Origin of the sequence: Lacticaseibacillus sp. 866-1 (assembly GCF_016861825.1) — a bacterium.
GTDB lineage: Bacteria > Bacillota > Bacilli > Lactobacillales > Lactobacillaceae > Lacticaseibacillus.
Map to the genome: position 1 here is coordinate 1 of NZ_BOLU01000042.1, position 11,718 is coordinate 11,718.

General features: G+C 54.2%; 14 protein-coding genes. 11 read left to right on the top strand and 3 right to left on the bottom strand.

From position 1 onward, the window contains the following. Window positions 1-461 precede the first annotated feature (461 nt). The 5 genes from JUE30_RS10585 to JUE30_RS10605 all read left to right on the top strand — a co-directional run bounded on the left by JUE30_RS10585 (window position 462) and on the right by JUE30_RS10605 (window position 3,399). The gene (locus JUE30_RS10585) at window positions 462-995 is read left to right on the top strand and encodes a Crp/Fnr family transcriptional regulator (protein ID WP_203624810.1); all 534 of its coding nucleotides are present in this window, start codon (window positions 462-464) and stop codon (window positions 993-995) included. Window positions 996-1,074: 79 nt separating this feature from the next. Beyond that, the gene (locus JUE30_RS10590; protein WP_203624811.1) at window positions 1,075-1,665 is read left to right on the top strand and encodes an NAD(P)H-dependent oxidoreductase; all 591 of its coding nucleotides are present in this window, start codon (window positions 1,075-1,077) and stop codon (window positions 1,663-1,665) included. Between the two features lie 241 nt (window positions 1,666-1,906). Next, window positions 1,907-2,152, top strand: coding sequence for an AbrB/MazE/SpoVT family DNA-binding domain-containing protein (locus tag JUE30_RS10595; RefSeq protein WP_203624812.1), 246 nt, complete (start codon window positions 1,907-1,909; stop codon window positions 2,150-2,152). Beyond that, entirely contained in the window at window positions 2,152-2,550 is a 399-nt protein-coding gene (locus JUE30_RS10600; RefSeq protein WP_203624813.1) for a type II toxin-antitoxin system death-on-curing family toxin, read from the top strand. Before JUE30_RS10595 ends, JUE30_RS10600 begins: the two co-directional genes overlap by 1 nt. Before the next feature lie 75 nt (window positions 2,551-2,625). After that, entirely contained in the window at window positions 2,626-3,399 is a 774-nt protein-coding gene (locus JUE30_RS10605) for a MerR family transcriptional regulator (RefSeq protein ID WP_203624814.1), read from the top strand. A 197-nt stretch (window positions 3,400-3,596) separates the two neighbouring features. Here the strand turns inward: JUE30_RS10605 and JUE30_RS10610 are convergent, their stop codons facing one another. Further along, window positions 3,597-4,187 (bottom strand): TetR/AcrR family transcriptional regulator, encoded by a 591-nt coding sequence (locus JUE30_RS10610; protein WP_203624815.1) that lies wholly within the window; start codon window positions 4,185-4,187, stop codon window positions 3,597-3,599. A gap of 130 nt (window positions 4,188-4,317) precedes the next feature. Here JUE30_RS10610 and JUE30_RS10615 point away from each other — a divergent pair, with 130 nt between their 5' ends. Both JUE30_RS10615 and JUE30_RS10620 read left to right on the top strand, forming a co-directional pair. Beyond that, a complete protein-coding gene (locus JUE30_RS10615; protein WP_203624816.1) occupies window positions 4,318-5,328 on the top strand; it encodes a nitronate monooxygenase family protein in 1,011 nt (336 codons plus the stop codon). A 193-nt stretch (window positions 5,329-5,521) separates the two neighbouring features. Next, entirely contained in the window at window positions 5,522-6,490 is a 969-nt protein-coding gene (locus tag JUE30_RS10620) for an alpha/beta hydrolase (protein ID WP_203624817.1), read from the top strand. Between the two features lie 182 nt (window positions 6,491-6,672). Here the strand turns inward: JUE30_RS10620 and JUE30_RS10625 are convergent, their stop codons facing one another. Continuing rightward, a complete protein-coding gene (locus JUE30_RS10625) occupies window positions 6,673-7,116 on the bottom strand; it encodes a MerR family transcriptional regulator (protein WP_203624818.1) in 444 nt (147 codons plus the stop codon). Window positions 7,117-7,215: 99 nt separating this feature from the next. Here JUE30_RS10625 and JUE30_RS10630 point away from each other — a divergent pair, with 99 nt between their 5' ends. Next, window positions 7,216-8,250 (top strand): NAD-dependent epimerase/dehydratase family protein, encoded by a 1,035-nt coding sequence (locus tag JUE30_RS10630; protein ID WP_203624819.1) that lies wholly within the window; start codon window positions 7,216-7,218, stop codon window positions 8,248-8,250. A gap of 170 nt (window positions 8,251-8,420) precedes the next feature. Here the strand turns inward: JUE30_RS10630 and JUE30_RS10635 are convergent, their stop codons facing one another. Further along, a complete protein-coding gene (locus JUE30_RS10635) occupies window positions 8,421-9,029 on the bottom strand; it encodes a TetR/AcrR family transcriptional regulator (protein ID WP_203624820.1) in 609 nt (202 codons plus the stop codon). Between the two features lie 130 nt (window positions 9,030-9,159). On the opposite strand from JUE30_RS10635, the gene JUE30_RS10640 reads away from it, so the two are divergent. The 3 genes from JUE30_RS10640 to JUE30_RS10650 are packed head-to-tail and all read left to right on the top strand — an operon-like array spanning window position 9,160 to window position 11,687. After that, window positions 9,160-9,864 (top strand): ABC transporter ATP-binding protein, encoded by a 705-nt coding sequence (locus JUE30_RS10640; protein ID WP_203624821.1) that lies wholly within the window; start codon window positions 9,160-9,162, stop codon window positions 9,862-9,864. A 9-nt stretch (window positions 9,865-9,873) separates the two neighbouring features. Then, the gene (locus JUE30_RS10645) at window positions 9,874-10,068 is read left to right on the top strand and encodes a hypothetical protein (protein WP_203624822.1); all 195 of its coding nucleotides are present in this window, start codon (window positions 9,874-9,876) and stop codon (window positions 10,066-10,068) included. Between the two features lie 8 nt (window positions 10,069-10,076). Continuing rightward, the gene (locus JUE30_RS10650) at window positions 10,077-11,687 is read left to right on the top strand and encodes an FtsX-like permease family protein (RefSeq protein WP_203624823.1); all 1,611 of its coding nucleotides are present in this window, start codon (window positions 10,077-10,079) and stop codon (window positions 11,685-11,687) included. The last annotated feature ends 31 nt before the right edge of the window (window positions 11,688-11,718 follow it).

Sequence of the window (11,718 nt, forward strand, 5' to 3'; positions counted from 1 at the left end):
CTCGCTTTCGTGATGGTTTTTGTCGACTCAACCTTAGCATATAGGCGCACCCAATGGGTGAAACACCAAAGCAGCGCAGTCCCGTGTGAATCGTGGGATTACGCTGCTTTTTTGAAATTCTATGAATAATCCAGGGTATATTTCCTTGCCGGAGGTAGCGCACAACGGCTCGGCAACTAGAGGTGATTTTAGTCTCGCAAAGATTGCGCTTTGCAGTGGCCAGCCTATTATTGCCTCCAGTGAAGTAGTTTAGCTGAACAGGCTCTTGCGAGAGGGACTAGCTAAACAACTTTTAATTAAGAGTAAGGCAGATGCTTGTTGGAGCGCCTAGTTCGTTAACGTGTTTGCTTTTTACGAAAAGCAGACACGTTTTTGTGTCGATCAGCACTTTACTCGAGGGATTGGAATCGTTGTATAATCCTTGGTCTGAGAGTAATCTGAAGGAAAAACGAGGCGCCGAAATGAAACTGAGTGACTACTACGACCGGTTCAAGCAAATGGGCCACGAGAAAACCATCGACCGTGGGGATGACCTGCTGCGCGAAGGGGATGTGGCGACGCAGCTGTACTTCGTGGAGCGAGGGGCGGTGCGGCTGTGGCACAACGACGACGGCCGCGATATCACCGTGCAGTTTTTCTTCGAAGGGCAGGTCGTGTCGTCGTTTGAGAGTTTTTATCTGCGCAAGCCTAGCCTGTTTTCAATCACGGCGATCGAGCCAACCACGGTGACAGTCGTGAATGGTGAGGCGCTGCGGCAGGCGCTGGAAAAAGAGCCGCAACTGATGGCGGTGTTCACCGATTATGTGTGCCACCGGTTCATCGATTACACGCAGTATTTTCTTAATCGCATTCAGGACTCGCCGGAAGCGCGCTACCAGGCGCTGCTGGCCAGCGACCCCGCACTGGTCAAGCGCGTGCCGAAGTACGAGCTGGCCTCGTATCTGGGTATCACGCCGGTGTCGCTGTCCCGCATTCGCAGCCGCGTCAAAAAATAATTGTGGAATTAACAATCGTTAATGCTGCGCTGTCCAAACCTCGTTATGCTTGCCTCATCAACATTTGGAGGCAAACAATATGACAAACACAGTAATCGTAACGAGTCACCCATATGATGGCAGCTTCTGCCACGCGCTGATGGCTTCGGCCAAAGCGGGTGCGGAAAAGGCGGGCAACACCGTCGATGTGATCGATCTGGAGGCGGACGGGTTTGACCCGGTCATGCACAGCAAGGACCTGATCGGTTTTCTGAAGCACAAGGCGCAGGATCCGCAGGCCATCGACTACATTGAACGCGTCAAGGCTGCCGACCACCTGATCCTGATCTTCCCGATTTGGTGGGAGCTGATGCCAGCGATGATGAAGGGCTTCATCGACAAGGTCGTCTTCCCTGGCGAGACGTTCAACTACACCAAAGGCGGCGTCGGCATGGCCTCGAACCTGCCGAAGCTCAAGTCGACCACCATCATGACCACGATGAACACCCCCAAGAGCCTGTACCGCTGGGTCTTTGGCAACGCGATTCAGCGCGCCTTGGTCCGCGGCACGTTCGTCAAAATGGGGCTCAAGCACGTGAAGTGGATGAGCTGCAACATGGTGAAAAAGAGTTCCGATGCGAAGCGCCAAGGCTGGCTCAAGCAGGCCAATGTCATCGGCGCCCGACAGTAATTGAATATACTCGTTAAAGGTCTGTCAAATCGCGCTGACAGGCTTTTTGCGTATTTTGATTGTGACGGTTGGGTGCCTCAGTATCGTTTTTCTGTCGATAGACGTGCCAAATCAATCACGGACTTGCTGAAGGTGCCGTTGAAGTGACTGCTTTTTCATGGCATGGCTTGTATGACGTCAGATATAGAGCGATTGTCTATACCGAGTCAATAGTCTATACTTGGTATAGAGGTGATAATCTATGAACGAAATGAAGCCTGAGGAACGCATTATTGGCCAGATGAATAACAGCTTATACTTCACAATTCCGGCGGATGTCGTGGCCCAGCTGAATCTGAAAAAGGGGGAGACACTGACAGTCAAATTACAGGATGGTGAAATTGTGGCCAGCCCAAAGAAGCAGACGACGACGATTGAGGATGTTCAAGCCATCGATCAGATGATTGATAAGTACATGGCGGCCATGCAGTATTTGGAGGATAAGTAGTGAAATATCTTTCCGCAGCAAGCATCATTGCCATCAACGTCCGCATTCAGCAACGCTTCGGTACGACGCCGAGTATTCGGGATGCCGAAGCACTGGATTACATCGTCAAATCTGCAAGCCAAGAAGTTTTCGGTCGAGTTTTGTACCCAGAGATTGAACAGTTAGCGACTTTTTACTTAATCAAAGTGACTAAAAAGCATGTTTTCAACGATGCTAATAAAAGAACTGCGTTGCAGTCAGCTGTCATGTTTCTAGACCGGAATGAATACGAGCTTAAAGTCGATCATCAGATTCGAGTCGCCAAGCAGGTGGTGCGCATCGCGCAAATCAATGGTGAGCCGGACAGCTTACGACGCGAGACGGAAATGCTGGTGCGCGAGTCGATAATCAAGCTTTAATCCAATCAGGTTTCGGCTTTCGTGCTTGACCCTGACGCGGCGTCAGCCCTTATCCTGATCTTTGGAGGTGACATCATGGCATACACGACTAGTGAGCTGGCGGCGCTCAGCGGGGTGACGGCGCGCACGCTGCGCTATTACGACCGCATTGGTCTGCTGACCCTGCCGCTGGCCGCAAATGGCTATCGGCAATACGGCCAGGCGGAAGTCGACCGACTGCAGCTGATCCTGACTTACCGCGCGCTGGGCTTTGCGCTGGCGGAGATTCAGGCGCTGCTGCCTCAGCCGCCGGCCAAGCAGGCTGCTATGCTGGGCGAGCAGCGCAAAAGGCTGCTGGCTGAGCGGCGGCAAGTTGACCGCCAGCTGCAGGCACTTGATGTCACCCTCGCCAATCAGAAGGGAGGGTCCGAAATGGCAGACCTAGAAAAATTTGAGGCACTGAAGCGGCAGCGTCTCCAGGAAAATGACGCGGCTTTCGGGCAGGAGGTTGAAGCGCGGTACGGTAAAGCGGCCAAGGCGGCTGCAGATGCGCGCTATGCCGGCCTGACTGAGGCGCAGTATCAGGCGATGACCGAGGCCGAGGGGCAGCTTAAGGCAGCGCTGCTGCAGTATCTCGCCGCGCCAGTATTGCCTAGCGCTGCATCAAAGCAGGCATACACCGCGCATCGCACCTGGCTGCTGGCGACTACGCCGAACCTGACGGGACAGATGTACCGGGCGCTGGCCGCTATGTACACCGATGATCCGCGCTTCACTGCCTATTACACGAAGCTGACCGGCGATGCGCGCGCCGCCGCAGCGCTGCGGCAGATTATCGAGCACTATACGCGCGAGGCGGAAGCTAACTGAGCAGCTCGATAAGAGCTTTCCTTGAAGGATCACTTCGAGGATGTTTCACGGGAAACATTACGAAGCGCGATATGGTCTCAGATTGTGGTTTAGGCTTGGTTCTGCGATAATCGCGGGAATCAAGCTTTTTTCCTGACAAAGTAATCAATGCGCCGCAATCAGGAGCGCAAGACCTGAGGTGACGTGATAAGTCCTGCTTAATTCACCTTCAAGTAAGCTGTGCTGGTGTCGATAGTGGGCTGATGCAGGGCAAGCAAGGTCTGCTCTGCCACGGCGGCGGTGACGGTGGGTTCGCTCTGCCAGCGGGTGATGAAGCCGGCAACGGCGGCAGCCAAATAGGCCGCGTTCAGGCGGTTGATGGCGGTGTCGGCGGCTTGGGACAACTGCTGATCCCCGGCCATGACTTGCGTGTAGATGACGTCCTCAAGCTGTTTTTGAAACGTTCCGTCATCTTTGGCGAGTAGAACCTGCAGTGTCGGCTGCTGGGCTTCAACCGCCGTAATGATGCCGGCTACATATTGCTTGGTCCGCGCGGCGTCGAGCTGGCGCAGATCGGTATCGCCGGTGAGAAAGGCGCCTGCCATTTCGTCCAGCACATCACCGATGATGCGGTCCTGCAGCGTTTTGAGGTCCGCGTAGTGCTGGTAAAAAGTATTGCGTGCGCACTGGGCCAGTGTGCAGAGCTGACTTACCGTAATGGTGTGGCAGTCGTGCTCGGCCAGCAGCGAAAGGTAGGCCTGCTTTAAATTGGTTTCCGTCTTGCGGTAACGCAGATCGTTTTTATTCATGATTTTTCCTCTTAACGGACAGTATACCAGTTAAATGACACTTAACGCACAATGCGCGCGGTTTTGTCAATTGAAGCGCGGGCAGGCGCTTAGTATAGTGACCGTAGATAACGAAAGGTGTGGATAAAACATGAATCGAGTCGCAGCAATTCTGGGGATCAAGTATCCCTTTGTTCAGGGCGCCATGTCGTGGCTGACAGATGCTAAGTTTGTCGCCGCCGTCAGCAATGCCGGGGGCATGGGGATTCTCGGCCCCAATGCCGGCGCGCACACGGTGACGCCCAGCGCCGATGAAACCGCCAAGCGCATGCGCGAACAGGTCAAGCAGACCCAGGCGCTGACCGATAAGCCGTTTGCCGTCACCCTGATCGTGGCTGGCGGCGAGGCCTCGATTTTCACGAAGAAAATTCTGGACGTGGTCATTGAAGAACACGTGCCGGCTGTGCTTCTGAACTCGCTCGGCGGCGTGTCCAGCGACACTTACGGCGTCGACCCAGCGACCATGAAGACGCTCAAGAACCACGGCATTAAAACTATCGTGCGCTCCCTGCAGCCGTCGATCGAGGACGCCCAGGCCGTCGAAAAGCAGGGCGCGGACGTGTACGTGGCAACTGGTTTTGACGAAGGCGGCACCATGCCCGGCGGCGAGATCGGCTCGTTTGCCATCATGCCGATGATCGCTGACGCCGTAAAAATCCCGGTACTGCTGGCTGGCGGGATTGCCGACTCCCGCACCGTCAACGCGGCCTTCGCGCTCGGCGCGGAAGGCGTCTATGTTGGCTCGCGCCTGATCCCAACAACTGAAAATCCGGCCGCTGAGAACGTCAAGCAGCTGATTGTGCATTCGAACGCCGAGGACCTGACCCTGTTCCGGACGCTGCCGGACTACTACCGGTCTTTGCCGACCAAGTTGGTTGACCAGCTGGCCGAAAACGACCGTACGTTGCCGGCAGTCGAAGCCAAAAAGGCCAACGCTAAGCTGATGGGCGGCACCAGCGGTATGCGCATTGGCATGCTGGATGGCGACCTCGAGCACGGCTACGTGTCCGTGGGCACCGGGATCTCAATGGTGCACAGCATTCAGCCAGTCAAGGAAGTCATCGATGAGATGATGGCCGATTACGACAAAAACGCGAAGTAGTCTTTTCCCGCAGCACGACTGAGCTGCGGCCATCAAAAAACACGTCTGAGGTTTCGCATGCACTTGGTGTGTGAACTGTCCGACGTGTTTTTTACGTTTTGGCGCGGCTGGTCTGAACATGCAGTTTCTTGATCACCGCCACAGTATTAGTCAGTGATAGTATAGAAAAGGATCGTCAGCAGAGGTGAGCGTTTTGGCACACATTAATAACAATCAGATTCACCCGGATGTGCGGAAATTAGGGGTAGTGGTCCGCAAGTTGGTGCCAGAGATGAGTGCGAAATTTTTCCGCCGTGGGAACTGGTTCATGAGACACTTCGCCCAAGGGCATTTCCCCAAGGACATGAACGTCACCGAGCACTGGGCCGAACGCCCAGATGGCAGTCGCCTGCGGATCATCGTTGCCCGCCCGCTGCAGCCCAAACCGCTGGCGACTGGCGTGCTTTGGCTTCACGGCGGCGGCTACGCGATGGAGATACCGGAAATTGACCTGTCGTACGCCCGGAACGTGCAGGCCGTCAGCAATGCTGTCGTCGTCATGCCCGATTATCGCCTGTCTACGGAAGCCCCGTACCCGGCGGCGCTTGACGATGCTTATTTAGCGTTGAAGTGGATGAATGATCACCACGCGCCACTCGGCATCAATCCTGAGCAGTTGTTTGTCGCTGGCGAAAGTGCCGGTGGGGGCTTGACCGCTGCCCTTACGCTGTATGCCCGCGACCAGGGCGAGATCCCCATTGCTTTTCAGATGCCGCTTTACCCGATGCTGGATGATCGCCCAACCGTGTCTTCTGCGGTAAACGATGCGCCGATTTGGAATACGAAGAGCAACGACAACGCTTGGCGGCTGTACCTGGGGGCGGCTTATCGCACCGATCACGTTTCGCCGTACGCTGCCCCGGCGAGAGCCACGGACTATCGCAATCTGCCACCGACCTACACGTTTGTCGGGATGATCGAACCGTTTTACCAAGAAACGTTGACCTACATTAAGCATTTGCAGGATGCCGGCGTTGCCGCGCACTGCGACGTTTACGGTGGCTGGTTTCACGGCATCGACATTGTGGCGCCGAAAACCGCGATTGCCAAGAAGGCCACCGCTGCCTGGCAGGAGGTGTTCAAAGCAGCGACTGAGAAGTACTATAACCAAAAGGCTGATTAATTTCAGCGAGTTTAACGACCCTTTTCGTGGCCATTCTTGTTAACAAGCGAACGCGTCGCTTGGTCCAGGCAGGCGAGATGTCTGCTTTTTTTCTAGTTTTGGTTCTACAAGCAATCAAGGGCGACTAAATTGAGTCGACTGTTGTTTGAATTGAGTTGCTGGACAACTAGCGGTCGTTGAATCTAATGGGTCTCCTGGAACGGGTCGGCCAGACCGGCTAGCAGCTTGTCCGCTTTTGCCAGGCGCAGCTCATCTTTCACCCGAGCGACCGCGTCCGGTGCGCGATACATGTCCAATTTATAGTCGATCTCCTGCAGATTTTGTGCCAGTTGCGCCTGCTTGGCGACGACTTTTTCGCGGTGCTTGGCCAGGAGCGCCTGACGTTGCTTAACTGTGTCGGGGCCTTGCATGACGTAGGTAATGTAGGTCCGGATATCCGCAATTTTCATATCGGTATTCTTCAGGCAGCAGATCGTGTGCAGTAGTTGCAGGTCACCATCGGTAAATTCGCGATAGCCTGAAGTGTTGCGAGCAACAAACGGCAACAAGCCTGACTTATCATAATAACGCAGGGTGTAGATACTAAGGCCGGTCTTTTCTGCGACTTCTTTGATGGTATAGGTCAATATATTTCCTCCGTTCACTTGCCCTAGAGTAGGCTCTAGGGTTTACGCTTTGAGCATAAGTTAAAGCATCACTTAAAACAAGAGAAGAAGGTAAAATTAATGACCAAAGCAGTATTAGTCACAGGAGGTAACGGCTTCCTGGCCTTACACTTGATCGCGCAGCTACTTGCTCAAAATGTACCAGTGCGTACAAGTTTGCGCAGCTTAGACAAACAGGGGCAAGTCATGACGCCCTTAAAGAACGCGGGTGTCGCGAATCTCGACCAGCTGACCTTCGCCGCGGCTGATCTGACCCAGGACGCGGGTTGGCCAGCTGCCATGGCCGGCATTGACACTGTTTTTTCTGTTGCCGCTCCGGTTTTTGTCAACGGCAAGAGTGCCAGCGATGAGGTTGCCGAAGTTGCGACACAAGGGACGCTGCGGATTCTCAAGGCCGCAGAGAAAGCTGGTGTGCGCAGAGTCGTGATGACCGCGAATTTTGGCGCGGTGGGTTTTTCCAATCTTGATCCGCGGCGGCAGACCACTGAGCAAGATTGGACCGATCCAGATCAGCCCGGTTTATCGTTGTATGAGCGTTCAAAGTTGATTGCGGAACAGCGTGCCTGGGCTTACCTCAAGGATTCCGGCAGCAAGCTTGAGTTCACCACGATTAACGCTGGTGCCATGCTAGGTACCGCGTTGGGCGACCATGTTTCCGGCAGCTTTGGTATCGTCAGAAATCTGCTTGACGGTTCCCTTAAACGTATTCCCGATATCACTGTCAGTGTGGTTGACGCGCGCGACGTGGCCGCGATGCATATTTTGGCGGCACAGACTCCTGAAGCGGCAGGACAGCGGTTCTTAGCAGTGGCCGACCAGCCGTTGTCGATGCCCGAGATGGCGGCGTTAATCCGGCACGAGCGGCCTGCGTTAGCTGGCAGAATTCCGACTCGCAAGCTGTCAAGCTGGCTGATGCGTCTCGCTGCATACTTCAACCAGGTAGCCCGCGAAGGCAACTTGATGCGCACCATTTCTCATGATGTTTCTAACCAGAAGGCGAAGACTGTTTTGGGTTGGCAGCCACAATACAGTGCTGAGCAGGCGGTCCTTGCGGCGGCTGATACGCTTGTCAAGATTGGCAAGCGGCCGGTCTGAGAAGGGGTTTCAGCTGGCTGAATATTGGTAAAGCTAACTAGGTCAGACGCTTGCAGAGACGTTTTTAGGATAACAAGACCTGGCCATAGAGAAGTGCCACCAGCACCGCACCGGTGGTTTCGATATCGATCACGATTTTCATGAGCTGCCTCCTATTGTGAGTGGTTCAGTCACGAATCTATTTCCAGTACTTGGTAAGGCGAAAGATAGAGCTCGCGCATGATGACATGAGCCAGTTCGTCGCTGGTCAGATTATCGTCATTAGTCAGCCAGACCATGATGGTGCTCACGATCGTATTGGTGACCAGGTTGATGGCATAGGCTGGCGGAATTTCTCGGCAGAAAGAGGCCGACCCCTTAACCACGCGCAGTTCGCGCAAGATGGCGGTTTGCAGTTCGTTGACGACGGTTCTATAAAATGATGCATCACCGTTAGGCCCAAGCAGGAAGGCCAGCAAGGGCCTATTTTTTGCGACCAAAGAAAGGATATCGACGATCACCGGGTAAGGTTTACCGGTCGCCAGTTCCTGCAGGTTCATGGTATCTGCCATTTCTTGGTCGAGTGTTTCTTTCAGCTTGGTCATAAATTGACTTTTGAGCTGTTCGATCAGGTCATCTTTGTCCAGGTAGTGCAGGTAGAAAGTGCCGCGGCTGATGCCGGTTGCTTTGATGAGATCGGTGACGGTGATTTGGCTGAGTGATTTTTCGCGGCCCACTTTGACCAAGGCGTCGATAATGGCGGCCTCAGTCTGGGCGTTGCGTTCTTGATGGGTTGTCATGGGGGTCTCCAGGTATTTGATGTACACTTTTTTAATTTTTGACCATAGAAATTTATGGCTGAGATGGTTTAATAATCACATAGTTTGATAAACACGGTGTTCATTATTTACCAATTGGAGGAGACATGCAATGACGAGTTTTATTTCGGTCAAGGACGAGACCAAGACGTACGGCACCGGCAGTCATGCGGTGACAGCAAACAAGGACATCAGCTTTGAAATCGAACCTGGCGAGCTGACGATCATATTGGGCGCATCGGGGGCGGGCAAGTCGACCCTGCTTAACGTGCTTGGTGGCATGGATCATCTGACTTCTGGTTCTGTGAACGTTAATGGTGTGGAGTTGGGCGAGCTAGATAAGCGTGGACTCAATACATATCGCCGCAAGCAAGTCGGGTTTGTTTTTCAGTTTTACAACTTGGTTCAGAACCTGACCACCGTTGAGAACGTTGAGCTGGCCTCAGAGATCGCGCCGGACGCCGTCGATGCGGTTCAGGCATTGACGCAGGTTGGGCTGAAAGATCGCATCGAGAATTTCCCAGCGCAGCTTTCCGGTGGGGAGCAGCAGCGGGTGGCCATTGCCCGTGCTATGGCCAAGAACCCTGACTTACTACTGGCGGACGAACCGACTGGTGCCTTGGATTACAAGACCGGCAAGAAGATCTTGCAGCTGTTCCAAGATTTTGCCCGCGAATCCGGCAAAAACGTGATCATCGTGACGCATAATTCAATGATTCGGCCAATGGCGGATCACGTGATCGAGATCGCAGACGGCCAGGTCAAGGCAGACGAGCGCAATGAGAAACCGACGCCTGTGGCCGAGATTGAATGGTAGGCGAGCGCGATGAAGATGCTAAATAAGAATATCGCGCGTGAGTTTAAGCTTTCCATTGCCCGCTTCATCTCAGTTTCCGCGCTGCTAATGCTTGGTGTGTTCGTATTGATCGGGCTGAATGTTACTGGTTCGAACATGCGCAGCACCGCGCAGAAGTCCTATACTGCAGAGCACCTTGCCAGCACCTTGCCGATGCCAAGGTGACGTCGACAGTGGCCCTTGATGCTAAAGACCGGCAGACGGTGCGTCAGCTGTCCGGGATCAAGACCGCAGAGTTCGGGCATACGACCGACGTTGTGATCAAAGACAGTCGGCATGCGCTGCGGATTCAGAGCAACCCGCAGACGCTGTCGAAGCTCACGATCACGAAAGGCCGCAAAGCCAAAGCCGCTGATGAAATCGTCTTAAGCGATAAGCTGTCTGGCAAGTATAAGCTCGGACAGCACGTCAGTTTTACTTCGGGCAAAACTGGCAGCACAACCGGCTTAGAGAAGCAGACCTATAAGATCGTTGGCTTTGCCACTTCAACCGCATTCCTGAAGAAGGACAGCCTCGGTTCTACTAGTCTCGGCAGCGGAACACTGTACGGATTTGGTTACGTGACCAAGTCGGCGTTTTCCAGCAGCAAGCCGAACGTTGCCCGGTTGGCCTTTACTAATCCTAAAGGTCAGGCATACTCAACCAGCTACGAGCACCACGCCAAGACGCTGACGGACAAGCTGCAAAAGAAGCTGAATGCACGCAATAAAACGCGCGTGGCAGACCTGCGCACAGAGCTGAATGACAAGATCAGTTCTGGGGACAGTCAGATCCAGACGAATGAAGCAGCAATCGAGACTGCCAGCACACAGCTGAATGCAGCACAGCAGCAGCTGTCAACGCAGCTCGCCGCAGCCAAGACGGCGAACAATGCCACGGCGGTTGCCCAGATCGACGCCAAACAGCAGGCACTCGATCAACAGACCGCCGCATTGAAGTCTAAGCAGACAGCGCTGGCAACGGCGAAGTCTGATCTGGCAGAGGCCAAGACAACGCGCAAGCAGCTGGGTGACGTGACCTTTACTGTTGAAAGTCGTAACGATTATAACGACGGCTACAATAATTACGGTGAAGATGCCCAGCGGATCGACGTCTTGGGCCGCTCTTTCCCAGCGTTCTTCTTCCTGATCGCGATTCTGGTCAGCTTCACGACGATGCAACGCATGGTCGAAGAAAAGCGTATCGAGATGGGGATCATGCGTGCCCTTGGCTACAGTACCGGCGAAGTGATGCGTGAGTTCTTGGTTTACAGCGTGACTACGGCGGTTACCGGGACAGTGCTTGGCAGTGTCCTTGGGTTGGTCGTCCTGCCGCGTATCATCTTCAACGCCTACACGGCTAACTTCAACTTTTCAACGCTGCTGCTGGCACCACATCTCGGCTATGTCGCGGTGAGCCTGGTGTTAGCCTTGGCGTCAACGGTGCTGGCATCATGGCTGGCGGCGCGGTCTTCTTTGAAGATCATTCCGGCCGAGCTGATGCTGCCGAAGCCGCCGGCAAATGGTTCGCGAATCCTTTTGGAACGGATCAAGCCGTTGTGGCGGAAGATGAGCTTTTCCTACAAAGTGACCGCCCGCAACCTGTTCCGATATAAGGGCCGCATGTTCATGACGATCATCGGGGTCGCCGGGGCCACCGCGCTGATGATTACCGGTTTTGGGATTCGCGACTCGTTGAATACTCCTGGATTATTCATAGAATTTCAAAAAAGCAGCGTAATCCCACGATTCACACGGGACTGCGCTGCTTTGGTGTTTCACCCATTGGGTGCGCCTATATGCTAAGGTTGAGTCGACAAAAACCATCACGAAAGCG

What these genes read in the sequence shown, in the direction of transcription:
- JUE30_RS10605 (WP_203624814.1), top strand. Translation starts at nt 2,626, where the DNA reads ATGGCATACACGACTAGTGAGCTGGCGGCGCTCAGCGGGGTGACGGCG.
- JUE30_RS10585 (WP_203624810.1), top strand. Translation starts at nt 462, where the DNA reads ATGAAACTGAGTGACTACTACGACCGGTTCAAGCAAATGGGCCACGAG.
- JUE30_RS10645 (WP_203624822.1), top strand. Translation starts at nt 9,874, where the DNA reads ATGAAGATGCTAAATAAGAATATCGCGCGTGAGTTTAAGCTTTCCATT.
- JUE30_RS10595 (WP_203624812.1), top strand. Translation starts at nt 1,907, where the DNA reads ATGAACGAAATGAAGCCTGAGGAACGCATTATTGGCCAGATGAATAAC.
- JUE30_RS10640 (WP_203624821.1), top strand. Translation starts at nt 9,160, where the DNA reads ATGACGAGTTTTATTTCGGTCAAGGACGAGACCAAGACGTACGGCACC.
- JUE30_RS10610 (WP_203624815.1), bottom strand. Translation starts at nt 4,187, where the DNA reads ATGAATAAAAACGATCTGCGTTACCGCAAGACGGAAACCAATTTAAAG.
- JUE30_RS10615 (WP_203624816.1), top strand. Translation starts at nt 4,318, where the DNA reads ATGAATCGAGTCGCAGCAATTCTGGGGATCAAGTATCCCTTTGTTCAG.
- JUE30_RS10590 (WP_203624811.1), top strand. Translation starts at nt 1,075, where the DNA reads ATGACAAACACAGTAATCGTAACGAGTCACCCATATGATGGCAGCTTC.
- JUE30_RS10635 (WP_203624820.1), bottom strand. Translation starts at nt 9,029, where the DNA reads ATGACAACCCATCAAGAACGCAACGCCCAGACTGAGGCCGCCATTATC.
- JUE30_RS10630 (WP_203624819.1), top strand. Translation starts at nt 7,216, where the DNA reads ATGACCAAAGCAGTATTAGTCACAGGAGGTAACGGCTTCCTGGCCTTA.